Annotated in this window: 16 protein-coding genes; 6 read left to right on the top strand and 10 right to left on the bottom strand. The window is 68.1% G+C overall.

The features are described from left to right. The first annotated feature begins 141 nt into the window (after positions 1-141). Positions 142-648, top strand: coding sequence for a riboflavin kinase (locus tag OG729_RS09325; protein ID WP_360870416.1), 507 nt, complete (start codon positions 142-144; stop codon positions 646-648). A gap of 179 nt (positions 649-827) precedes the next feature. Continuing rightward, entirely contained in the window at positions 828-1601 is a 774-nt protein-coding gene (locus tag OG729_RS09320; RefSeq protein WP_360870419.1) for a GntR family transcriptional regulator, read from the top strand. A 98-nt stretch (positions 1602-1699) separates the two neighbouring features. On the opposite strand, the gene OG729_RS09315 is transcribed toward OG729_RS09320, so the two are convergent. From OG729_RS09315 to OG729_RS09270, 10 genes are all read right to left on the bottom strand, one after another. Next, a complete protein-coding gene (locus OG729_RS09315; protein ID WP_405805458.1) occupies positions 1700-5509 on the bottom strand; it encodes an ABC transporter ATP-binding protein in 3810 nt (1269 codons plus the stop codon). 63 nt (positions 5510-5572) lie between these two features. After that, positions 5573-6568 carry an ABC transporter permease gene (locus OG729_RS09310; protein WP_360870425.1) on the bottom strand — a complete coding sequence of 332 codons (996 nt, stop codon included), beginning with the start codon at positions 6566-6568 and terminating at the stop codon, positions 5573-5575. A gap of 27 nt (positions 6569-6595) precedes the next feature. Beyond that, positions 6596-7474, bottom strand: a complete 879-nt coding sequence (locus tag OG729_RS09305) for an ABC transporter permease (protein WP_360870428.1) — start codon at positions 7472-7474, stop codon at positions 6596-6598. Between the two features lie 115 nt (positions 7475-7589). Then, a complete protein-coding gene (locus OG729_RS09300; protein ID WP_405805456.1) occupies positions 7590-8786 on the bottom strand; it encodes an MFS transporter in 1197 nt (398 codons plus the stop codon). A gap of 50 nt (positions 8787-8836) precedes the next feature. Continuing rightward, on the bottom strand, positions 8837-10153 hold the full coding sequence (locus OG729_RS09295) for an NtaA/DmoA family FMN-dependent monooxygenase (RefSeq protein WP_405805454.1): 1317 nt from the start codon (positions 10151-10153) through the stop codon (positions 8837-8839). 63 nt (positions 10154-10216) lie between these two features. Further along, the gene (locus tag OG729_RS09290) at positions 10217-11527 is read right to left on the bottom strand and encodes an NtaA/DmoA family FMN-dependent monooxygenase (protein ID WP_405805453.1); all 1311 of its coding nucleotides are present in this window, start codon (positions 11525-11527) and stop codon (positions 10217-10219) included. Between the two features lie 203 nt (positions 11528-11730). Next, a complete protein-coding gene (locus OG729_RS09285) occupies positions 11731-13713 on the bottom strand; it encodes a dipeptide ABC transporter ATP-binding protein (RefSeq protein ID WP_405805452.1) in 1983 nt (660 codons plus the stop codon). Positions 13714-13816: 103 nt separating this feature from the next. Then, a complete protein-coding gene (locus OG729_RS09280; protein ID WP_360870441.1) occupies positions 13817-15442 on the bottom strand; it encodes an ABC transporter substrate-binding protein in 1626 nt (541 codons plus the stop codon). A 290-nt stretch (positions 15443-15732) separates the two neighbouring features. Further along, the gene (locus tag OG729_RS09275) at positions 15733-17025 is read right to left on the bottom strand and encodes an MFS transporter (protein WP_405805450.1); all 1293 of its coding nucleotides are present in this window, start codon (positions 17023-17025) and stop codon (positions 15733-15735) included. 75 nt (positions 17026-17100) lie between these two features. Beyond that, positions 17101-18426 (bottom strand): NtaA/DmoA family FMN-dependent monooxygenase, encoded by a 1326-nt coding sequence (locus OG729_RS09270; protein ID WP_405805448.1) that lies wholly within the window; start codon positions 18424-18426, stop codon positions 17101-17103. Between the two features lie 249 nt (positions 18427-18675). Here OG729_RS09270 and OG729_RS09265 point away from each other — a divergent pair, with 249 nt between their 5' ends. The 4 genes from OG729_RS09265 (at position 18676) to OG729_RS09250 (ending at position 23941) form a co-directional block, all read left to right on the top strand. Next, positions 18676-19161, top strand: coding sequence for an NAD(P)H-dependent oxidoreductase (locus OG729_RS09265; RefSeq protein ID WP_351457996.1), 486 nt, complete (start codon positions 18676-18678; stop codon positions 19159-19161). Beyond that, positions 19158-19658, top strand: coding sequence for a flavin reductase family protein (locus OG729_RS09260; protein ID WP_360870452.1), 501 nt, complete (start codon positions 19158-19160; stop codon positions 19656-19658). The genes OG729_RS09265 and OG729_RS09260 overlap by 4 nt, the downstream gene beginning before the upstream one ends. A gap of 231 nt (positions 19659-19889) precedes the next feature. After that, positions 19890-21365 (top strand): 3' terminal RNA ribose 2'-O-methyltransferase Hen1, encoded by a 1476-nt coding sequence (locus tag OG729_RS09255; RefSeq protein WP_405805445.1) that lies wholly within the window; start codon positions 19890-19892, stop codon positions 21363-21365. Further along, entirely contained in the window at positions 21362-23941 is a 2580-nt protein-coding gene (locus tag OG729_RS09250) for a polynucleotide kinase-phosphatase (protein ID WP_405805444.1), read from the top strand. The genes OG729_RS09255 and OG729_RS09250 overlap by 4 nt, the downstream gene beginning before the upstream one ends. The last annotated feature ends 20 nt before the right edge of the window (positions 23942-23961 follow it).

Here is a 23961-nt window from a genome sequence, read left to right as displayed (position 1 = left end):
TCAGGCGCGCCGGCGGGGATGCACATCGCAGCACCGCAACGGCGTAATCAAGACGTCACCGCCGGCTCGTTCGCCCGCAATCGGGATCCGTCGCACTAGTCCTTGACCCACCCGTTCCCGCCGTGCCGCAGGAGCAGACAGATGGACTCGACCTTGACCAGCACCCTCCTCCGCGTGCCGTTTGCTGCGCGACTGAGGCTTCGTCGATATTCGGACAGATCAGCGCCCAAGCAGGTGGGGCTCATCGAGGGACGCGTCGAGCATGGCGACCGGCGGGGCCGCGAGCTCGGCTTCCCCACCGCCAACATCGTGCTGGGCGAGGCGAGTACGAGCGACGGTGTGTGGGCTGGGCTCGTGCAGCTGCCCGACGGCGACACGTACGGCGCAGCCGTGTCGGTCGGCCGGCGAGCCACCTTCTACGGTCGCGACGGGATCCGCCTCCTCGAAGCACACCTGTTGGACTTCTCCGGCGACCTCTACGGTCAGTGGCTGCGGGTCTGTCTCGATCACAGGATTCGACCGCAGCGCCGCTTCTCCGACATCGAAGCGCTGGTGAAGCAGATGCACCAGGACATCGCCGACGCCCGGCACTGGCTGCATTCGAACGCCCGCCTGCGAGTCTCCAACGGCATCGCCGACCAGCCCTGAGGGGCGACCCGGCTGTCCCGATGGCCACTGATGGCGCAATGCGCACGTCGCATCTGAGGACGATTGAGGCAACACTCCCATGCTTCCATGATCAGGCTGGATGGCCGCCGCTTCGAAGGGGGTTTCCTCGTGCAGATGATCTGTTGCCTCGTCACGCCGCAGAACCGTGGCGGTCGGCGTTGACGACCCACCCTGTCGGGCCGGTGCGCCCGGAGACGCTGTACCAACGGCACCGCCAGACTCCGGACCGGCTGAACAACTCGATGCGCAGGGCCTACGACCTCCTACGTTCCTCCCTCCAGAGCAGCTGCGAGAGCCAGTACCTGGTCGAGGGGGAGCTGACCGGCGCCTTGTCGGCGAGCCGCAACACGGTGCGCGCGGTGCTGCAGCTCCTGGCCAAGGACGGTCTGGTCACGCGCAGCCCGAAGCGGGGCACGCGCTCTGCCCGCGTGACGACCTTGCGGATCAACCACATCGCCCCCGTGGAGGCGTTCGGCGGCGAGAGGGCCATCCACACCCAGCTCCGTGCCCTGGAGTACCAGACGCTGGGCTGCCCGGGCCTGGTGCGTGAGCGACTGCAGCTCGTGGGGGACTGGACCGTGCTCATGATGGAGTCGCTCCTCCTCCAGCACGAGATGGTGCTGGGCATCTCGGTGAGCTACGTCGCGCTGAGCCCCGAGGAGTCCCGAGGCGTCGTTGTCGACGAACCGGACGCGATCTTGTTCCTGGAGAAGCACTCTGACGTCAGGATCCGCGGAAGCAAGTCGACGACGATCGGTGCGATCGCAGCCGACGAGCAGTCCGCGTGGTTGGTGGGTGTGGAGGTCGGAGCGCCCATGCTCTTCTTGGAGGACGTCCTGGAGGACGAGCAGGGCCAGCCCAGGGCGCTGTCGCAGTTCCGACTGCGCAGCGACCTGATCGCCTTCCAGACCCACGCCGTCCGATCGACCTGACACACGCCGATCAGCCTGCCGGCGGACAGCCCACGACCTCACCCGGCAGCCCGCCCGGCCGTTGCGACCCGGCCCGACCGGGCGTCGTGTCCAGCCCTTCACTCCTGGCTGTGGGCGGCACTCGTCACCATCGCCGCCCACAGCGCCGCATAGTGGCCCCCCAGCTTGAGGAGCTCGTCGTGGGAGCCGTCCTCGACGATCAGCCCGTTGTCCACGACCAAGATGCGCTGGGAGGCTCGTGCCGTCTGGAGCCGATGCGCGATCAGCAGCGTCGTACGTCCCCTCGCGGCAAGTCCCATCGCTCGCTGGACGCGTGCCTCGGTGGCGAGGTCCAGGTTGGCCGTAGCCTCGTCGAGCAGCAGGATCGCGGGGTCGACGAGGAGTGCCCGCGCCAGGCTCAACAGCTGGCGTTGGCCGGCCGACAGTGACCGGCCCTGCTCGCTCACCGGGGTGTGGTAGCCGAGCGGCAGCTCGGCGATGAACGCGTGTGCCCCCACTGCGCGCGCGGCCCGCTCCACGAGGAGGTCGGGCGCCTCGGGTTTCCCGTAGGCGATGTTGGAACGGATCGTCCCCGAGAAGAGGAAGGGTTCCTGGGGGACGAACCCGAGCTGGTGGCGGTAGGCCGCCAGGTCGAGCTGTCTGATCGGGATGCCGTCGAGGCTCACCGTGCCCGCGGAGGCGTCGTAGAACCGGGCCACCAGCTTGACCAGGGTCGACTTGCCTGCACCGGTGGTGCCGACCAGAGCGACGACCTGCCCGGGCGGGATCTCGAGGCTCACGTCGTCCATCGCGACCAGGCCCGTGCTCTCGTAGGCGAACGTCACGTGGTCCAGGGAGATCCTGCCGGACAGGCGCCCCGGGACGACGGGGTCCTCGGCGAGCGGGGTGCCCGTCGGCGTCTGCAGGAGCTCTCGCAGCTGGACGACCGCGACCTTCGCCTGTAGCCATTGGTCGAAGACGAGGGACAGCTGCTGGATCGGCGTGAAGAACTGGTCGAGGTAGAGCAGAAACGCAATCAGCAGCCCGTAGGACAGGTCACCTTCGATGACACGCGGGGCGCCGACCGCGAGCGCGATGGCCTTGGCGACGGTGCTCAGCAGCTGGAGGAGCGGGAAGAACCGGGCGATCAGCTCGGCCGAGCGGATCCGGGCTTCGCAGTAGGAGTCGGCCAGCGTCGTGAACCGCGCTTCGTTCGCCCGCTGCCGGCAGTAGGCCTGGCTCACCGCGACGCCGGCGAGGCTCTCCTGCATGTTGGCGTAGAGCACCGACACGCGGTGGCGCGCGGTCAGGTATGTCTTGCCCGAAGCGGAGCGGAACCACAGTGTCGTGACCACCAGGATCGGCAGCACCGCCGAGACGGCGAGGGCGAGTTGGACGTCGAAGATGACGAGGGCAACGGCGATACCGGCGCACGACAGCAGACTCACCATCGCGGTCAGCAGCCCCTGCTGCAACAGCTGGGCGAAGGCCTCGACGTCGGAGGTCATCCGGGTCATGATCGTGCCGGCCATGTGCTGCTCGTAGTAGTTGAGCGAGAGTCGTTGCAGGTGCGCGAGCGTACGCACCCGCAGCCCGAACAGCATGCGCTCGGCAGTGCGCTGGGCGGAGTAGATCATCACCCTGCTGTTGACCCAGATGACGCCTTGGATGGCCAGGAGGACAACACAGACCCAGGCCAGCATCTGGCGGGAGTGCTGGAGGACGCCGTGGTCGATGCCGAACTTGATCAGTACGGGCGTCGCGATCCACGACACGGCGTCGACGACCACCATGACCGAGACCAGCAACAGCGGCCTGGTGAAGGACCGGAAGACGCTCCCGATGGAGAACCGGTCGTGTGGCGCGACTGCCTCTGCGAGGTCGATGTCGGGCTCGCCGCGCAGCTCGGGGAGGCGCTCCACGGCCTGGAGCAGCGTGGGCGACACCGTGGCCAAACCGGCGAGGGTCGAGGTGTCGCCACTCATACCGGGGCCGTGCGAGCCGGACGCCGCCCGCGTGGCGGCCTCGCTGGTGTGGCTGCTGATCTTGGGCGCGCCCAGCCGTGACACGTCCTCCGGCCAGGCGGCGGGGTCCAGCTCGGTGACCGGTTCCTCGGGCCCTGCCTCGAAGTCCGCGTCGGGTCCGGTCAGGAGCTCACGGAAGAGCTGGGATCTCTCGAGCAGTTCTTCGGTGGTCCCGGCGTCGACGATCCGGCCGTGGTCGAGCACGATGACCCGATCCGCCAGAAGAAGGGTCGAGTGCCGGTGGGCGATCAGCACGGTCGTCCGATGGGCGAGGACCTCCCCCAGCAAGCGGTGGATGGCGTGCTCCGTCCGCGCGTCGATGGCCGACGTGGCGTCGTCAAGGATCAGCACCTGGGGGTTGGTCAGCGCCGCTCGGGCGAGCGCGAGTCGTTGCCGTTGCCCGCCTGACAGGGTGAAGCCGCGTTCGCCCACGACGGTGTCGTAGCCGTCGGGGAGCCCGGCGATGAAGCCGTGCGCATGGGCTGCGACCGCCGCGTGCTCCACCTCGTCGGTGGTGGCCGTCGGCCTGCCGAACGCAATGTTGTCGCGGATCGTCGTCGAGAAGAGGAAGCCTTCCTCGAACACGATCCCGACCGCGGCACGCAGCGAGGCCAGGCTGTAGTCGCGGATGTCGCGGCCGTCGATGCGCACCACTCCCGACGTGGGGTCGTGGAACCGGGCGATGAGGTGGGCCAGGGTGGACTTCCCCGAACCCGAGGCCCCCACGACGGCGATCCGCTCTCCCGGGTTCACCCGCAGCGAGATGTCGTGCAATACCAAGTCGCCACCGGGGTAACGGAAGTCGACATGGTCGAGTTCGAGCAGGCCTGCGGGGTTCTCCAGCGGGACGGCGTGGGGACGCTCCTGCACGCGTGATTGCGTCGACAGCAGCTCGACGACCCGCTGGGCGCCGGCTCGCGCCTGCTGGCTGGTGGCCATCAGGCCGGACAGGAAGCGCACCGGGGCAACCAGCTGCAGGACGTAGCTGGAGAAGGCGAGGAACACGCCGAGTGAGACCTGGTCCTCCATGACGAGCCAGCCCCCGAAGCCGAGGATGGCCAGCTGGGTGAGACCGGGGATGGCATCCAGGCCGGCGCCGAACACCGCGTTGATCCTCGCGGTGCGCAGCCGGGACTGGAAAAGCTTGCGCGCCTCGTCGTTGAGCGATGCCTGCTCCTGCTCCTCCTGCCCGAAAGCCTTGACGACCCGGACTCCGGTGACCGCCTCCTCCACGACCCCGGCCACGCTGCCCTGGAACCGCTGGTCCATCCAGCTCGCGGGGAACGACCGGCTACGGAACCTCATGGCCACACCGAGGAACACGGGTACGGCCACCAGCATCACTGCTGCCAGGAGGGGGGAGAGGTAGACCATCACGGCCAGCGACACGATGAGCAAGGTGATGTTGCCGTACGCCAGGCCCATCTGCTGGAGGAACATCTGGATCAGGGTGAGGTCCGATGTCGCCCGGGACATCACGTCCCCGACACGCAACTCGTCGCGCCGCGAGGCGTCCAGGTACTGCATGTGCCGGTGCAGCTTGATCTGCAGGTCCCGCTGGACGCGCACGGCGGCTCTCCCGCCGATCGTGCGGCGCAGGTAGTTCGCCACGAAGCCGGCGAGTCCGGCGACGAGCAGGATCACGATCCAGACGGCTCTCGAACGCCTCTCGGAGAGGATCGTGTCGTCGAGAACGACCTGCTGGATCAGCGGGATGAGGCCCATCAGGCCCATCGCGACGACGGCGAACCCGACGCCGAGCCAGATACGCAAGCGCTCCTGCCGGTCGAGCACGGGTGCCAGCAGTCGGAGGGTCCCGCGCGCGTACACCGGACGGTACTGGGTGGCCACCTCCACGTCGGGCTCGAGGGAGTCTGCATCGCGGATGTCGAGTGGAGTGGTCATGGGCACATGAGAAGGGGCGCGGATTTCCGCGCCCCTTCTCATGCATTGCCGGCCGATTGCGCCTCAGACGGCGATCCGCGGATCTGTTGCGGCTTGGAGGACGTCGACGACGATGTTGGCCACCACGTAGAGGAGGCCGACGACCAGCGTGATTCCGGCGATGGTGTTGAAGTCTCCCTTGCCGATCGACTGTGAGATGTACAGGCCGATCCCGGGTCTGGCAAAGATCGCCTCGACCAGGATGCAGTTCCCGATCATCCCGGCGAGCTGCAGTCCCATCAATGCGAGCACCGGGCCGAGGGCGTTGCGGAGTGCGTGCTTGATGAGGATCTGATTCCCGCTCAGGCCCTTGGCCCTGGCAGTACGGGTGTACTCCGCTCGGAGGGTGCCCTCCAGGCTGCTCCTCAGGACACGACCAACGGCCACCGCAGGTGCGATCGCGATGCACAACGCCGGCAGGATGAGATGTTTCAGGCCGTCGAGGAACAGGCCCGGCCGACCAGCCACCAGGCTGTCCACCAGGAGGAAGCCGGTCGGGCCGGACGGCGCGTCGTACGCCGATGTCCGGCCGGTGACCGGCAGAAGGTCGAGCCAGCGGTAGAAGACCAGCATCGCGATCAGGCAGGCCAGGAACACGGGCACCGACGCGCCAGAGATCATCACCACCCGCAGCACCCCCGATCCGCGCCACCGCTGTGCCGTGGCCAACCCCAGGAAGAACCCGATCACGGCGATCAGTACGAGTGCCATGAACACGAGCTCCAGCGTGACCGGCAGGAACTTCACGATGTCCGACGCGACGAGCGAGCGCGTCACCGTCGAGGTCCCGAGGTCACCCTGCACTGCATTGCCCAGGTAGTTGAAGAACTGCACCGGCACCGGCTTGTCGAGTCCCAGTTGCCGGCGGGCGGCTTCGTACACCTCCGGCGGTGCCTTCTCCCCGACCAGGGCCACGACGGGGTCGACCGGCGCCACCTTCTGCAGGACGAAGACCAGCAGGACTAGTGCGATCAGGACGGGAAGCGCTCCAAGGAGCCGACGCCCCAAGGTCATCAGCATGATGTCACCTCACGTTGGCCTGCCCGGTCAGCGGTCACGGATGCGGTCCCTGAGTGCGTCGCCGGCGAAGTTGCTCACGATGGCGATCAGGGCGACGGCCGCAGCAGGGAACACGGGGATCCACCACGCACTGAAGATGTTGGTCATGCCTTGGGCACTCATAGCCCCCAGCTCCGGCGCAGGTTGTGGCGCACCCAGACCGAGGAACGAGAGGCTCGAGAGCATCAGCACCAGCGCTGACACGTCCAGGCTCGCAGTGACGATGGTGACCGGGATGGCTCCGGGGAGCAGGTGTCTGGTGAGCCGGCGCACCGGTCCGGCCCCCGAGATCTTGGCCGCCTCCATGTGGGGAGAGGCTCGCAGCTTGCGTACCTCGGCGCGGATGATGCGCGTGTACAACGGCCACCACACGATCGAGATGCCGACGAGGGTGTGGAAGTAGGACGGGCCGAGGGCCGCGACCACCGCGACCGCCAGGATCGGCCCGGGCAGCGCCAGGAACACGTCGGTGATCCGCATCAGGATGTTGTCGACGATGCCGCCGACAGCCCCGGCGACGAGACCGACCAGCCCACCGAAGACGACACCGGAGGCGACGACCGCCAGGGCGCCCCACCAGCTCGTGGACATCCCGACGAGAACGCGACTGAGCACGTCACGTCCCACTGTGTCGGTCCCGAGGAGAAAGCCGGATCCGGGCGCGGACATCGGTGCCCCGGCCGGCACCAGGGGGTCATAGGGCGCGATGGCTTCGGCGAAGATCGCGATGAAGAACATCGCCGCCAGCGCGGCGAAGGCGACCCAGCCGGCCACCGGCGTGCCGTGGAAATACTGTCTGAGGCCTTGACCGAACCTGGTCCCGACCGGGACCAGATCTTTGGCGACGTAGGGCTCAGCAATGGCCATGACTCCTCCTTTTCCTGCTCGTCCTCGACCCTGCGGTCACGGGCTCCTGTTGGGATCCATCGGGAACAAGTCCACCTCTCGGTGGTGGCATTGACAGTGCAATCACGTTGCTGGTTCATTGCGCGCGAATCGCGCGCGTTTCACGCAGGGGACTCGACCCGGCCAGCACTGCCGCGCACAGCAGGACGAGCCCTCCGCCGACCACGCACCCCGTCGCCCCCAGCACCCCGAAGAGCATGCTGACGCTGCCCGAGCCGCTGAACGAGCCCACCCCGCAGGCGATCCGGTACGTGGCCACGGCGATCGACGGGTCCGGGCTGGTGGCGACGACCAGCACCGGCGGTGCTGCCAGAGCGACTCCGTCGACGAGCCCGAACAGCACAGCCGCGGCGAGGAAACCACTGAGCGAATGTGCGGCGAGCAGCGCGCCCAGGGCGATCACACCGAGCCCGAACGACCACACGAGCGCTCGAGCAGGGGGGACCTTCTCGAACAGCGTGCCCGAGGTGCCGAGGATCACGATCTCCACCATGGAGAGCACGCCCAGGGAGATTCCGATGCCGGCGGCGGTGAGACCCGCTGCGTCCCCGATCAGCGGGAAAGCGGTGTTTTCGATCCCACTGCGCAGGTAGTTGCCGAAGAGCCCCAGCGCGAGCGCGACGCGGACCGCTCGGCGGACCCCGAGTCGGGGCAGACCGATACGGGGTCTGCCGAGCTCGTCCGAGGCCGGCAGGCGCGGTAGCAGCAGGACCACCAGCGCGCCCGCCGCCAGGCCCGCTCCGCAGCAGACCGCGAAGGCGAGCCGGTAGCCATCGACCCCCGCGAGCTGTGTGGCCAAGATGCCGCCGACCGGGGCGCCGACGGAGCCGCCGAGCATCTGCAGGCTCGCGTTCGAGCCGAGAGCGCGGTGCGGGCGAGCGCGCATCCGCACTGTCACCTGCAGCGCTGCGCCGGCGACCACCGCGCTGGCGATGCCCTGGACGACCCGGGCGGCGATCAGCTCCGGCGCGCGGTCAGCCAGCCCGTAACAGGCCTCGCTGACCGCGAAGAGCACCATCCCGACCACGGCGGTTGAGCGAGCGTCGATCCGGGTGACGACCCGAGTTCCCAGGACGTCGACCAGGATCAGCCCGGCCGCAGAGCTCACGATGAAGACTGTGACGAGGACCGGGCTGAGTCCCAGCTTGATCGCGTAGAGCAGCTCGATCGGCGCGGTCATGGCCATGACGAACCCGACCAGGACCATCGTCAGCGAATGCCCGGCCGACTCCCGGAACCGGGCGAGCGCGCTGTCGGCCGCGTACGCCGGCACGATCAACGCCGGCCGTGGGACGTGTGTGGTGTGGTCAACGCCCGCCTCGATCAGAACTCACGGAGGGTCTCGCGCAGGGTGGACTTGGTGTACTCGGTGCGAGTGAGGCCCAGGCGCTGCAGCGCGGGCATCAGGCCGTCACAGATGGCGTTGATGTAGTTGCGGGACAGGTCCCAGCCGGGCTTGCTGATCAGGAAGCCGTCGCCGCCGACCTCCTCCATCGCCTCGCCCATCTTCTTGGCGACCTGCTCCGGAGTGCCCACCAGCTCCAGACCCCGCTTGGCGCGGTGCAGCACCAACTCGCGCAGGGTCTTGGGGCCGGGGGTGCCGTCGCCCCGCATGAAGTACTCCAGGGATCCGCGCTCGCCGTTGGTGGTCAGGCCCTCGGGGAGCGGCTCGTCCAGGTCGAACTGCTTGAAGTCGATCTCGGTGTTGGACGAGATGCTCACCAGTGACTTCTCGATGTACGACGGGTGGTTGAGAACCCGCTCGACCTCGGCGCGGGCTTCGGCTTCGGTGGCGGCGATGGTGGGGGAGACGACGAAGAGGAGCTTGATCTCGTCGGGGTTGCGGCCGGCGGCTTCGGCGCGGGCGCGGATGTCGTCGCGGTACTCCTTCATGCCTTCGACGCCGGTGCCGACCGCGATGATCGCGTCGGCGGCACCCGCGGCGAAGGCACGCCCGCGGGGGGAGGCTCCTGCCTGGAGGAACGTGGGGCGGTGCTGGGGTGAGGGCACGGTGTTGAGGGGGCCGCGGGACTTGAAGTACTTGCCGTCGAAGTCGATGGTGCGGACTTTGCGGTAGTCGGCGTAGGTGTTGGTCTGGCGGTCCGTGACGACCGCGTCGGCCTCCCAGGAGTCCCACAGCTGGGTGACGACGTCGAAGTACTCCTCGGCGACGTTGTAGCGCTCGTCGTGCTCGGGGAGTCCTTCGAGTCCGAAGTTCTGGGCGGCGCGGTCCTCGGCGGAGGAGACGATGTTCCAGCCGAACCGGCCCTGGGCGATCGAGTCGACGGTGGAGCAGGCGCGGGCCAGCAGGTACGGCGGGTAGAACGAGGTCGACATGGTCGCCACCACGCCCATTTTGGATGTGTTGGCGGCGACCAGAACGGCCAGCGGGACCGGGTCCTGCTTGGGCGCGAACGCCGAGTGTTTCAACGCGCCTTCCATGGTGCCGCCGTACGCGTCGGCCACCATGACGGTGTCCTCGATCATGATCAGGTCGAAGCAGGCCCGCTCCATCGACCGGGCCATGTCGACGTAGAACTTGCCGTTGGCCCAGTCCTTCACGTCCGGCGAGGCCCACTCGCTGTCCCAGTCCGGCGGGATGAAATTCATGAACCAACCCATGTGGAACTTCTTCGGCATGATGTCTCCTACTCGGTCGTCGCGCGGTGTTCTCTCGGAAGTCCTGGGAGGTCTGCAGTGGGTTCAGAACTCGCGGAGCGTGTCGCGCAGGGTGGCCTCGGTGTACTCGGTGCGGGTCAGCCCACGTCGTTGGAGCTCGGGGACCAGGCCGTCGCAGATCTCGGTGATGTACTGGCGCGTCAGGCCCCTGCGGTGGATGAGGAAGCCGTCGCCGCCGACCTGCTCCATCACGTCTTGCATCTGGTCGGCGACCTGTCCGGGAGTCCCAATGAACTCCAGGCCGAACGAGCTCGCTGCGATCGCGAGCTGACGCAGGGTCTTGGGGCCGGGGGTGCCGTCGCCTCGCATGAAGTGCTCGAGGGATCCGCGTTCGCCGTTGGTGGTCAGGCCCTCGGGGAGCGGCTCGTCCAGGTCGAACTGCTTGAAGTCGATCTCGGTGTTGGACGAGATGCCCACGAGCGCCTTCTCCACGAACCGGTCCGACTCGCCGAAGCGTTGATGAGCGGCGATCGCTTCGGCTTCGGTGGCGGCGATGGTGGGGGAGACGACGAAGAGGAGCTTGATCTCGTCGGGGTTGCGGCCGGCTGCTTCGGCGCGGGCGCGGATGTCGTCGCGGTACTCCTTCATGCCTTCGACGCCGGTGCCGACCGCGATGATCGCGTCGGCGGCACCCGCGGCGAAGGCACGCCCCCGGGGGGAGGCTCCTGCCTGGAGGAACGTGGGGCGGTGCTGGGGTGAGGGCACGGTGTTGAGGGGGCCGCGGGACTTGAAGTACTTGCCGTCGAAGTCGATGGTGCGGACCTTGCGGTAGTCCGCGTAGGTGTTGGTCTGGCGGTCCGTGACGACCGCGTCGGCCTCCCAGGAGTCCCACAGCTGGGTGACGACGTCGAAGTACTCCTCGGCGACGTTGTAGCGCTCGTCGTGCTCGGGGAGTCCTTCGAGTCCGAAGTTCTGGGCGGCGCGGTCCTCGGCGGAGGAGACGATGTTCCAGCCGAACCGGCCCTGGGCGATCGAGTCGACGGTGGAGCAGGCGCGGGCCAGCAGGTACGGCGGGTAGAACGAGGTCGACATCGTCGCCACCACGCCCATCCTGGACGTGTTGGCGGCGACCAGAACGGCCAGCGGGACCGGGTCCTGCTTGGGCGCGAAGACGGCGTTCTTGAGCGACCCCTCCATCGTGCCGCCGTACGCATCGGCCACCATGACGGTGTCCTCGATCATCATGAAGTCGAAGCAGGCCCGCTCCATCGACCGGGCCATGTCGACGTGGAACTTGCCGTTGGCCCAGTCCGTCACGTCCGGCGAGGCCCACTCGGACTGCCAGTCCGGCGGCGTGAAGTTCATGAACCAACCCAGGTGGAACATCTGCGTCATGTGCGTCTGCCTGCCTCTCCTGTTGTCTCCGCCGCGGACGGCATCGCCAAGGCTGTTCGGCACCGCGCCATTGCGTGCCTCGGTCCGTGGTGACCTCATGACATCCGGCGTCGATGTCACGTCGAAGGCGCCGTGATAGCGCATGCATTGCGCCGCTGCGACCGTGGTTCGCCTCTCGGGTCGACGGGGTGATGCACGCCCAGTCATCCCTCGTTCGCGGGGAGCATGGTGAGATGACACGAGGCGGCCCGACCCCCGCGGCCGTCGATGGAGTAGAGGAATGGCGCCTCGGTGGAGCATCGGTCGATCCGCTCGCGGCAGCGCGGGTGGAACGAGCAACCCGACGGCACGGAAAGCGGGCTTGCCGGCTCCCCCGGCAGTCGCACGGGCGCGGCCCCGGGGGTGGGGATCGCGGCGAGCAAGGCTTTGGTGTACGGGTGCTTGGGGGAGGTGATGACATCCTCGGTCGGCCCCAGCTCGACGATCTGTCCGAGGTACATCACCGCCGTGCGGTCGGAGATGAAGCGCGCAGCGGCCAAATCATGGGTGACGAACATGACGGCCATCCCGAGCTCGCGCCGCAGGTCTTGAAGCAGGTTGAGCACGGACGCGGCCAAGGAGGCGTCCAGAGCCGAGGTGGGCTCGTCGCACAGCAGCAGCTTCGGAGGGACGATGACGGCCCTGGCGAACGCGACCCGCTGGCGCTGACCTCCCGAGAGCAGGCCCGCCTTGATGCCGGCCACGTCCGGGGGAAGCCCTACCTGGCGCAGTGCCCGTTCGACCAGCTCCCGGCGGTCTGCCCTGCTGGTCTGCTTGATCAGTCGCTCGCCCACGACCTCGCCCACCGTCAGCCAGGGCGTGAGCGAGGCACCGGCGTCCTGGAACACCATTTGGGGCTGGCCGCCGAGTCTCTCGACGGTCCCGCTGTCCGGCGCCATCAGCCCTGCGACGACACGGAGCAACGTCGACTTGCCCGACCCGGATTCGCCCACAACGGCCATCGACTCGCCGGGAGCGATCTCGAGGATCACATTGCGCAGCGCATGGAGCTGGTCCTTCTTGAGCAGCCCGTGCCTGACCGTGAACCGCTTGTCGATGCCGTTGATCCGCAGCGCGGGAGCGTCGTCGTCGACCTCGGCCATGGGTCGGAACGACGGCGCGGCGGCGAGTATCGCCTCTTGGCTCGTCGCTCCGGGCACGATGCAGGCTGCGACACCCGAGTGCGTGGATGCACGGGTCAGCACCGGCAGCGTTTCGGCGCACTCATTGGTCGCCGCCGAGCACCGGGGGGCGAAGGCGCAACCACGCGGATGTGCCCGAGGGTCGGGAGGTTCACCCGGGAGCGCCGGGATCTGCCGGCCGGTCGGCAGGTCGAGATCCAGCCGGGCGTTCAGCAGGCCCACGGTGTAGGGGTGTGAGGGGGCTCGCAGGACCTCGTCCTTCTTCCCGACCTCGGCCACCCGACCGCTGTACATGACCGCGATCCGGTCCGCCACCTGGGAGGCCACGCCAATGTCGTGAGTGACCAGGACGAAGGATGTGCCGAGCTCGTCGCAGAGGTCGCGGATGAGCGCGAGGACCTGAGCCTGCACCGTCACGTCGAGTGCCGTGGTGGGCTCGTCTGCGATCACCAGGTCGGGCTTGCCGGCGACCGCCATGGCGATCATCACGCGCTGCCTGAGCCCACCCGACAGCTCGTGGGGGAACGCCTTCATTCGCCGCCCGGGGTCCGGGATCCCGACGAGGTCGAGAAGCCGCAGCGCCTCCTCCTCGGACCCGGCCGCCTCCACCACCTGGCGACCGACGCGCATCGTGGGATTGAGCGAGGTCATGGGGTCCTGGAACACCGCGCCGAGGTGCAGCTTGCGCATGCGGCGCCGCTCCTCGTCCGACGCGGACACCATGTCGACGCCGCACACCTCGGCCTTTCCGGTGACCACGGGCATCGGGTCGCCCGCGAGCAGCCCGAGGAGGGCCAGACTCATCACGCTCTTGCCGGAGCCGGACTCACCGACGACGGCGAGGATCTCGCCGGGGTGGATGTCGAGGGTGACGCCGCGCAGCGAGTGGACGGCCACCCCGCGGCGCTTGAAGGTGACCGTGAGGTCCTCCACCCGAGCGCGTGTTGCGGTGAGTGGTTCGGCGAGCGCTGCGGCGCTGCCCGAATAAGTGCTGGTGCTGGTCATCGTTCATGCCTTCCTCAACCTGTTGGCGGTGACGATGGAGGTGAGGCAGGAGTCCTGCTCCAGCCCCTCCAGGTACGTGTGCACGTGAGGCGCCGCTGCCGGCTCAGACCCGTTTGATCTTGGCCGAGTTGAAGATGTAGGGGAGATACGAATCGAGCTCGACCCCGCTGACGCCGGAGTGGGTGACGAAGTTCTGCGGGATACGGCACAACGGGACCCACAAGGCTTCGTCTGCGATGATCTTGGTGATCCGCAGGTAGACGTCGTTGGTCTTGTCCTCGGTGCCCTTGGTGATCGCCTCGTCCATGAGCGCGTCCACCTTGGGGTTGCTGTACTGGTACGCGTTCAAGGGTTTCGCGCCGGTGCGCAGGAAGATCCGCAGCGCGGTGTCCAGGTGCAGCGCGTCACCCCCCATCGTTCCCAGGATCATGTCCGGCCGCTTGGCAGCGGGCTGATTGCACAGGTCGAACCACTCCGCCGAGGGCATCGCCCGGATGGTGATCTTCAGCCCGGTCGGGGCGAGCTGGGACTGGATGAGCTCGGCCATCTGCTGGGCCGGTGCGCCGTTGGACGACACCCAGGCGAAGTCGACCTTCTTGTCCGACAGCGAGGCGACCTTCTTGGTCAGCGGACCGAGGTCGACCTCCGGGGCGAAGGGCGCAAGCCCGTCGGGGAACATGTTCTCCGGCCAGAAGTTCTGCTGGACCGTGGTGAGCCCCTGGAAGGACGTCTTGACGGCCGTGGCGCGGTCGATGGCGGTCATCATCGCCTGCCGCAGGGACTTGTCGCTGAACAGTCCCGCGTCAGGGTTCATGTAGAGCGACATCATCGATGCGCCGGTGGTCGTCGTGACCGAGAACTCCTTGCTCTTCCTGTACTTGAGCACGTCGGCGATGGCGAACCCATGGCTGACCAGGTCGAACGCACCCTGGTCCAATTGGAGCTTCTGGGTCGCGATCTCGGGGGTGACCTCGATCCGGATCGTCTTGAAGTAAGGCTGCTTGCCCCAGTAGCCGTCGAATCTTTCCAGGACGTAGTGGCTTGCCGGCACGAACTGCTTCATGACGTAGGGGCCGGTGCCAGCGTCGTGGGTCTTGAGCCACTTCTGGGCCAGGTCGCCGCTCGCCGCGTGCTTGGCGACCGCCGTGGGGCTGGTCGCCAGCATCTTCCACGGGCAGGCCGCGTAGTGGAGGAAGGCGTTGTTGGGCTCCTTGAGCTTGACGACGAGGGTGGTCGCATCCTTCGCCTCGGCCTTCTCCATCCCTTTCACCATGTAGGCCGGCCCCTGGTTGACCGCGGCCCGACGCTTGAAGCTCTTCACCCACGCCTCGGCGTCGGCGGGTGTCCCGTCGTGAAATTTCACGCCCGGCTTCAGCAGGAAGGTGTAGGTCAGCTGGTCCTCGGACACCGTCCAGGATTCCGCCAGCTGCGGGATTATCTCGGCAGTACCGGACTTGTAGGTGACGAGGCCGTCGTAGCACGCGAGCATGACCTGGACGCCCTCGCCCTCGTACATGATGTCCGGGTCGGGGACCTGCATGTCCTGCAGGAACGGCATGCGCAGGGTGAGGTTGCCCGCGCTGTCCTCGGTGGCCCCATCGCCACACGCCTGGAGCAGGCTCATCAGGCTGACGCTGCCGAGCGTGATGCCGCCTGCCTTGAGCAAGTTGCGACGGCTCAGCTGGATGCGCGGCTCCGGGCTGCGCTGGTCTTCGGTCTTGGTGGACATGGGTCCCTCCTGCGACGGGGGCTCAGAGAGCGCTTGGATAGTGCGGTGAGGAAGGAGTGGAGGCGTTGGGCCGGTCTCCACGCTGTTTGAGCAGGATCAAAGCGGCGGTGTGTGACACCGCAGCGTCGTCATCGTGGCTTTCCTATTGCGCCTGGTTCGTGACACATGAGGTCTGTGTAACGAAAGCCGCCGATGCCATGAGGGCGCCCGGATGAGCCAAAGGTATGGGCGTCACAACGGGGGCTCGGGCACGCCGTCTGTCTCGGCGGGCAGCCCCTGACCAGCGGTACTCAGGCCCCGGAAGAGGGGCGGAGGGCAGTCTCCGGGGCGGCTGACAGCAGGTCACGCAGGCGCAGCACGACCGTCAGCACCGCGGCCATCCCGACCAGGGAGGACAGCATCAGGGCGTTCCTCGTGCCGAGCAGCTCGGCACCCGCTCCGATCGCCACCATCCCGAGCGGCAGCGCGCCGATCGCGGTGCTGAGCACCCCGAGGGCGGCGCCGCGTTCGGTGTCGTGTGCGGACTCGATCGCGAGGAGACTCTGCATGGACCCGAACCCGCCCTGGCCCATCCCGGCCACGAACAAGGCGAGGAACGCGAGTCCGAACAGAGGCGCGGTGGAGAAGCAGAACAGGCCGACCAGAGCAACCATCGAGCCGACCGCGAAGACCAGCCCGTGCCGGTGGATGGGCCGGGTGCTCAGGACGATTCCGCAGAGGATCTGCCCGCAGCCCGCAGCGGCGCCCAGGGCGCCGGCCAGCACGGCGTCGGTGGAGAACTCATCGGCCACGAGAGGTACCAGCGGGATGTAGCCGAACATGAACAGGTTCATCGCCACGGTCACACCCAGAGTGGCCAACAGGCGCCTGCTGCGTCGGGCGAGCCCGATGCTGGCGGCGGCCTGCGCGGCGATCGACACGCGCGCATCGGGGTCGCGCGGGGTGGCGTAACGAGGACTGGGGACCAGCCACAGCAAGGCCGCTGAGATGCAGAGCAGCACGCCCATCCCTGCGAATCCCGCCCCCATGCCGACGTGGTCGATGAGCGCACCACCACCGAGCGTGCCGAACATGGCCGACCCCGCCTGTGCGGTGGACTCGATCGTCATCGCCTGCCCGCCGAATCGCGGACCGACGGTCTCGAAGATGAGGGGGCGCTGCGCGGTCATGTTCACCAAGCCGCCGATGCCCAGCGCGAACATGAAGGGGAAGGTCATCCAGATCTCGACCCGTCCGGACTGGACGAGTCCGAACATCGCGAACTCGATGGGGATCAGCACCAGTTGGACGCGACGGACGAGCTTGCGGCGATCCAGCCGGTCGCTGATCACCCCGGCCACGAAGCCACCGGCGAGCATCGGAGCGAAGATGAGCGCGCCGACAACCTGGTTGAGGATGGGCGAACCGGACAGCTGGACCAGCAGGTAACTCGTGGTGAACAGGCCTCCCCACCGCGTGGTGTGCCAGATGAAGGAGCTCACGCAGAGGTAGCGGTAGCCGGGGACCTGGAACAGCGCCCGCAACGAGTTCGACGGCGGGGGATCGGCCGGGTGCGGGGTGGATCGTGCTTCGTCCGTGGTCATCGGGCGTCCACCGCCCGTTGGATTTCCGCGCGTTCGACCGGGGATCGGGGCACCGCCCAGGACGCCGAGGTCACGTCAGAACTCGAGCAGGTTGTCGCGGAACATCTCGTGGGAGTACACGGCGCGCGTCAGCCCGCGCTTCTGCAGCTCGGGCACAAGCCCGTCGCAGATCTCGCTGATGGAGCGCCGCGTGAGGACGTCCTGGGTGAGCAGGAACCCGTCGCCGCCCACCGTAGCCATGACGTCACCCATCTGGTCGGCGACCTCGGACGGCGTTCCCAACAGCTCTACGCGCTGGCCGGCGCTGGTGGACGACTGCACGGCGACCTCGCGAAGAGTGCGTTCCCAGTTGTGTGCGACGAACTGCTGCAGCGAGCTCTGGTGGCCGTTGGTCACCATCAGGGACGCCAGGTCCTTGATCGGGGTGTCCAGGTCGAAGACGGAGAAGTCGATGTCCGTCGCGTAGCCCATTCCGGCGAGGCGCGTCACCGGGTTGGCTGCCGCCTCCTCCTGGGCCTGCCGTCGACGGTCCACGGCCGCCTGATGGGTCTCGCCCAGGATCGGTGACACCAGGAACAGCACCTTCACGGAGTCCGGGTCGCGACCGTGCGCCTCGGCACGGGCTCGGACGTCGTCGCGGTACGCCTTCATCTGCTCGACCGTGGTCGCCGAGGCGATGATCGAGTCGGCGTACTTCGACGCGTAGGCCCGGCCCTTGTCCGATCCGCCCGCCTGGACGATGACCGACCTGCCCTGCGGGGAGCGAGCCGAGTTGATGGGTCCCCGCGACTTGTAGAACTCCCCGTGGAAGTCGACCGGGTGCACCTTGGCCGGGTCCGCGAAGATCCCGTCCTGGTCGACCACCATTGAGCCCGGCCCCCAGGACTCCCAGAGCTTGATGACCAGCTCGGTGAACTCCTCGGCCATGTCGTAGCGGATGTCGTGATCAGGCTGGGCGTCGTGGCCGTAGTTCTGTGCCGCACGGTCCGAGCTTGCGGTCACCATGTTCCACCCGGCCCGGCCCCGGGAGACATGGTCCATCGTCGAGACGAGCCGTGCGAGCAGGTACGGGGGGTACTCCGTGATCGCCAGCGTCGCGACGATCCCCAGGCGCGAGGTGTTCTGGGTGAGGATCGAGGCCAGGACCGACGGGTCGAACTTGGGGACCGCGTACGCGTTCTCCAGGTAGAAGTCGTGCTTGCCCTGCCAGGCGTCGGGCACGAACGACGAATCCTCGATGATGAAGTAGTCGAAGCACGCGCGCTCCAAGGAGCGCGCCATGTCGACGTAGAAGTCCGGGAGCATTCCCTCGGACTTGTGGGTGCCGATCCACTGGTCCTGCCAGCCGTGCACGCGGTAGCCGTTCATGAACCAACCCAGGTGGAACTTCTTGGCTTGCAACCCGGCCTCCCGATCTCTCCATGCGACGACGGCGTCCGGTGCTGCCGCCGACCTTGGTAACGGGAAACTAGACAGGCAGCGTGACACCGGCGGATCACGACCGTTCCGCGGCGATTGCGCCGTCCGGGCAGTTCTGTCGACGGGGTCGCAGCGGCGCAATGGAGGGTTTACTGCGCGAACCTGACCGGGAAATCCGCCGCTTCTTGACTGAGGGAGTCAGCATTCGTCTGCTGCTGTGGAGGACTAATCATGACGGTCGTTGTTGTCGGTAACCCCAAGCCGATGTCGCGTACCCGAGCTGCCGCCGAGCTGATCGCTCGCGAGCTCAGCGGGAGCGCGCCGGTTGCAGTTGTCGACGTGGTGGATCTCGGGGCCGGGCTGCTCGGATGGGGTGACCCCAAGGTGGCCGCGGCCAAGGCCACGGTGCTGGGTGCCGACTCGCTCGTGGTGGCGTCACCGACGTTCAAGGCCACGTACACGGGTCTCCTCAAGCTGTTTCTCGACCAGTTCGGGCAAGGCGAGCTCGGCGGGATCCCGACGTTCCCCGTAATGCTCGGGGCCGGACTTCAGCATGCGCTCGCGCCTGAACTGACCCTGCGTCCGGTACTGGTTGAGATCGGAGCCAGCTGTCCCGCGCCGAGCCTGTACCTGATCGACTCGGAGTACGCGACCTCGCCGGACCTGGCCACGTGGCTCGAGTCGGCCAGGAAGTACGTCCCGGCGGTGACGCCGTGATCCGAGCATCCGACAGGCGGTTCGACGACGTCTTGCTTCGGCAGGCGTTCGGCTGCTTCCCCAGTGGCGTGACCGCCTTCTGCGGGATGTTGGACGGCGTCCCGGAGGGGATGGCCGCCAGCTCGTTCACCTCCGTCTCGCTGGATCCGGCACTGGTATCCGTCTGCGTGGCGAACACGTCCTCGACCTGGCCGCGGCTGGCCGAGGCAAGTCGCCTGGGGCTGAGTGTGTTGGCCAGCGAGCATCGTTCGGTGGCGCGTTCGCTCGCATCGAAGAACGGTCACCGCTTCGACACCGTCGACTGGGTCGCGACCGACAGTGGGGCAGTTTTCGTGCACGGCGCCACGCTGTGGCTGGAGTGCTCCATCTACGACGTCGTCGTGGCAGGCGATCACGCGATTGTGCTGCTGAAGATCGAGGCGCTCGACATTTACCCCGATGTCCCCCCGATCGTCTTCCACCGCAGCAACTTCCACGAGCTCACATCGAGCGCATGAAAGCGGGGACGCCGATTCGGCGCCCTGCCGGTCCGGGCATGTGACGACGGACCAAGCGACGCCTCCAGGATTGCCGTCCTGGAGGCTTTCGTATGCCTGAGAGCGGACCGGGTCGAATCGGGGTCGAAACCCGGTGGTTGGCTCCCACTGCCTCCTATAGCCTCTGAAGCCCGTCCTAGCAGGTCACAGTCGTTTCAACCCCGCGTAAGCAAAGGCCAAGAGGTGCGTCGGATGTTCCTGACGATCAGTACGAGCGGTACCCCAGAACGTCCCGCCACCGACCTCGGCTTTCTGCTGCACAAGCACCCCGACAAGGCGCAGACGTTCTCCACCTCGCACGGCACGGCGCATGTCTTCTACCCCGAGGCATCCGCCGAGCGCTGCACGGCCGCCCTGCTGCTGGAGGTGGATCCGGTGGCGCTGGTGCGGCGCGGCAAGGGCAAGGGCCGCGGCGGCGCGCCCGATTCGGCGCTCGCGCAGTACGTCAACGACCGGCCGTACGCCGCGTCCTCGTTGCTGTCCGTCGCCATGAGCACCGTCTTCAAGAGCGCCCTGCGGGGTGTCTGCGCCGCGCTGCCCGAGCGGGCCGAGGCCGCGATACCTCTGCGTATCGAGGTGCCCGCGCTGCCCGCGCGCGGTGGCGCCGAGCTGGTCCACAAGCTCTTCGGGCCGCTGGGCTGGACATCGGTGCAGGCGCAGCCGGTGGCGCTGGACGAGCAGTTCCCCGAGTGGGGCGACTCGCGTTACGTACACCTGGTGCTGGAGGGGGAGCTGCGGCTCGCCGACGCGCTGCGCCAGCTGTACGTCCTGCTGCCGGTGCTCGATGACGCCAAGCACTACTGGGTCGCGCCCGACGAGGTGGACAAGCTGCTGCGGGCGGGCGAGGGCTGGCTGGCCGAGCACCCCGAGCAGAAGCTGATCACGAGCCGCTATCTGTCCCGGCGCTGGGGGCTGACCCGGCAGGCGATGGAGCGGCTCGAGCTGGTGCGGCTCGCGGAGTCCGACGACCTCGAGGTCGAGGACGTGGACAACGCCGTGGACGAGACGACCGACACCGAGGAGAAGCCGGTGCCGCTCGCCGAGCAGCGGCGGGAGGCGATTCTTCAGGCACTGCACGGTGCCGGGGCGAGCCGCGTGCTCGATCTGGGCTGCGGTCAGGGCCAGTTGGTGCAGGCGCTGCTGAAGGACGTGCGCTTCACCGAGATCGTCGGAGTCGATGTGTCGGTACGCGCGCTGACCATCGCCGGGCGCCGGCTGAAACTGGACCGGATGGGCGAGCGGCAGGCCGCACGGGTCAAGCTGCTGCAGGGCTCACTCACCTACACCGACAAGCGACTGGCCGGATACGACGCCGCCGTGCTCAGCGAGGTCATCGAGCACCTCGATCTGCCGCGGCTGCCCGCCCTGGAGTACGCCGTGTTCGGGTCGGCCCGGCCGCGGACGGTGATCGTCACCACGCCCAACGTCGAGTACAACGTCCGCTGGGAGACGCTGCCCGCCGGGCATGTGCGCCACGGCGACCACCGCTTCGAGTGGACGCGCGCCGAGTTCCGCGCCTGGGCGCAGACCATCGCTACGCGGGACGGCTACGGCGTCGAGTTCGTCCCCGTGGGGGCCGACGACCCCGAGGTGGGGCCGCCGACCCAGATGGCCGTGTTCACCAGGACCGACAAGACCGAAGCCGTGAAGGAGGCGAAGGCAGCATGACCAGTACCACCACGAACACCGCGCCGGCGAGGCGCACGCTCCCGGTGACCGACCTGTCCCTGGTCGTCCTCATCGGCGCCACCGGATCCGGCAAGTCCACCTTCGCCCGTAAACACTTCAAGCCCACCGAGGTCATCTCCTCGGACTTCTGCCGCGGCCTCGTCGCCGATGACGAGAACGACCAGAGCGCGAGCGGCGACGCCTTCGACGTACTGCACTACATCGCGGGCAAGCGGCTCGCGGCCGGGCGGCTGACCGTCGTCGACGCCACCAGCGTGCAGCCGGAGAGCCGCAGGCAGCTGGTGCAGTTGGCCCGCCAGTACGACGTGCTGCCGATCGCGATCGTCCTCGACCTGCCGGAAGAGGTGTGTGCCGAGCGCAACGCCGCACGTCCCGACCGGGCCGGCATGCCCCGCCATGTCATCCAGCGCCACCGCCGCGAACTGCGCCGCTCACTGCGCGGACTGGAGCGCGAGGGCTTCCGCAAGGTCCACATTCTGCGCAGCGTGGAGGAGACCGAGGCCGCCGAGGTGGTCCTGGAGCGCCGCTATAACGACCTCACCCACCTCACGGGGCCGTTCGACATCATCGGTGACGTCCATGGCTGCCGTTCCGAGCTGGAGACCCTGCTCGCCACGCTCGGCTATGTGGACGGCGCACACCCCGAGGGGCGTACGGCTGTGTTCGTCGGTGACCTCGTCGACCGGGGGCCGGACAGCCCCGGCGTACTGCGGCGGGTGATGAGCATGGTCGCGTCCGGCAACGCGCTGTGCGTGCCCGGCAACCACGAGAACAAGCTCGGACGCTGGCTCAAGGGCAGAAACGTCCAGCACTCGCACGGACTCGCCGAGACCATCGAGCAGTTGGAGAAGGAGGACGACGCCTTCCGCGAGCAGGTGCGGGAGTTCATCGACTCACTCGTCAGTCACTACGTCCTCGACGGGGGCAAGCTGGTCGTCTGCCACGCGGGCCTGCCCGAGAAGTACCACGGGCGCACCTCCGGCCGGGTCCGCTCGCACGCGCTGTACGGCGACACCACCGGCGAGACGGACGAGTTCGGCCTGCCCGTGCGCTACCCCTGGGCGGAGGACTACCGAGGACGGGCCGCCGTGGTCTACGGCCACACACCCGTGCCCAACACCTCATGGATCAACAACACCATCTGCCTGGACACGGGGGCGGTCTTCGGCGGAAAGATGACCGCGCTGCGCTGGCCGGAGCGCGAGCTCGTCGACGTACCGGCCGAGAAGGTCTGGTACGAGCCGGCCAAGCCCCTCGTCACCGAGGCGCCCGGCGGCCGTGAGGGCCGGCCGCTGGACCTCGCCGACGTGCAGGGGCGGCGGGTCGTGGAGACCCGGCACATGGCCCGCATCGGCGTGCGCGAGGAGAACGCCGCTGCGGCGCTCGAAGTCATGAGCCGTTTCGCGATCGACCCCCGGCTGCTCGCCTACCTGCCGCCGACGATGTCGCCGACCGCGACATCGAAGGGGGACGCCCGCGGCCCAGCCGCTCATGGACCCTTTCTGGAGCATCCGGCCGAGGCCTTCGCGCAGTACCGCGCGGACGGCGTCGCGAAGGTGGTGTGCGAGGAGAAGCACATGGGCTCGCGGGCGGTGGCGCTCGTCTGCCGTGATGCCGAGGCGGCGCGCGAGCGCTTCGGGGTCGAAGGACCGACAGGCGCGCTGCACACCCGTACCGGGCGGCCTTTCTTCGACGACCCGGCCGTGACCGAGGAGATCCTCGCCCGGCTGCGTACGGCTGTTACCGAGGCCGGTCTGTGGCAGGAACTCGACACTGACTGGCTGCTCCTGGACGCCGAGCTGATGCCTTGGTCGCTCAAGGCGTCCGGGCTGTTGCGCTCGCAGTACGCAGCGGTCGGCGCCGCATCCGGCGCGGTCCTGCCGAGCGCCACCGCGGCCCTCGAAGCAGCGGTCGCGCGCGGCGTCCCGGTGGACGGACTGCTGGCCAAGCAGCGCGAACGCGCAGGTGACGCGGCCGCGTTCACCGATGCGTACCGGCGCTACTGCTGGACGACCGAAGGGCTGGACGGGGTGCGGCTCGCTCCGTTCCAGATCCTCGCCGTGCAGGGGCGTTCGCTCGCCGCTGTGCCGCACGACGAGCAACTGGCGTGGCTGGACCGGCTGGTGGAGCACGACCCCACGGGCCTGCTCCAGGTCACCCGCCGCCTGATCGTCGAGACCGGCGACGATGCCTCGGTCGCGTCCGGTGTCGACTGGTGGCTGGAGATGACCGGCAGGGGCGGCGAAGGCATGGTCGTCAAGCCGCTCCAGGCCCTCGCTCGGGACGAGAAGGGCCGGCTCGTACAGCCCGGCATCAAGGTCCGCGGCCGGGAGTACCTGCGGATCATCTACGGTCCCGAGTACACCCGCCCGGAGAACCTGGAGCGCCTGCGCAACCGGTTCCTCAACCACAAGCGCTCGCTCGCGCTGCGCGAGTACACGCTGGGGCTCGAGGCCCTGGACCGGCTGGCCGAGGGGGAGCCGCTGTGGCGGATCCACGAAGCCGTCTTCGCGGTGCTGGCACTGGAGTCGGAGCCGGTCGACCCCCGGCTGTGAACCCGCCGCACGGCTTGCGG

It is taken from the genome of Streptomyces sp. NBC_00210, assembly GCF_045160975.1.
In the GTDB taxonomy this organism is placed as follows: domain Bacteria; phylum Actinomycetota; class Actinomycetes; order Streptomycetales; family Streptomycetaceae; genus Streptomyces.
The sequence above is the reverse complement of the archived record's forward strand: the minus strand, read 5'-3'. Positions and strand labels throughout refer to the sequence as shown.

What these genes read in the sequence shown, in the direction of transcription:
- OG729_RS09325 (WP_360870416.1), top strand. Translation starts at nt 142, where the DNA reads ATGGACTCGACCTTGACCAGCACCCTCCTCCGCGTGCCGTTTGCTGCG.
- OG729_RS09315 (WP_405805458.1), bottom strand. Translation starts at nt 5,509, where the DNA reads ATGACCACTCCACTCGACATCCGCGATGCAGACTCCCTCGAGCCCGAC.
- OG729_RS09310 (WP_360870425.1), bottom strand. Translation starts at nt 6,568, where the DNA reads ATGCTGATGACCTTGGGGCGTCGGCTCCTTGGAGCGCTTCCCGTCCTG.
- OG729_RS09305 (WP_360870428.1), bottom strand. Translation starts at nt 7,474, where the DNA reads ATGGCCATTGCTGAGCCCTACGTCGCCAAAGATCTGGTCCCGGTCGGG.
- OG729_RS09295 (WP_405805454.1), bottom strand. Translation starts at nt 10,153, where the DNA reads ATGCCGAAGAAGTTCCACATGGGTTGGTTCATGAATTTCATCCCGCCG.
- OG729_RS09290 (WP_405805453.1), bottom strand. Translation starts at nt 11,527, where the DNA reads ATGACGCAGATGTTCCACCTGGGTTGGTTCATGAACTTCACGCCGCCG.
- OG729_RS09285 (WP_405805452.1), bottom strand. Translation starts at nt 13,713, where the DNA reads ATGACCAGCACCAGCACTTATTCGGGCAGCGCCGCAGCGCTCGCCGAA.
- OG729_RS09280 (WP_360870441.1), bottom strand. Translation starts at nt 15,442, where the DNA reads ATGTCCACCAAGACCGAAGACCAGCGCAGCCCGGAGCCGCGCATCCAG.
- OG729_RS09275 (WP_405805450.1), bottom strand. Translation starts at nt 17,025, where the DNA reads ATGACCACGGACGAAGCACGATCCACCCCGCACCCGGCCGATCCCCCG.
- OG729_RS09265 (WP_351457996.1), top strand. Translation starts at nt 18,676, where the DNA reads ATGACGGTCGTTGTTGTCGGTAACCCCAAGCCGATGTCGCGTACCCGA.
- OG729_RS09255 (WP_405805445.1), top strand. Translation starts at nt 19,890, where the DNA reads ATGTTCCTGACGATCAGTACGAGCGGTACCCCAGAACGTCCCGCCACC.
- OG729_RS09250 (WP_405805444.1), top strand. Translation starts at nt 21,362, where the DNA reads ATGACCAGTACCACCACGAACACCGCGCCGGCGAGGCGCACGCTCCCG.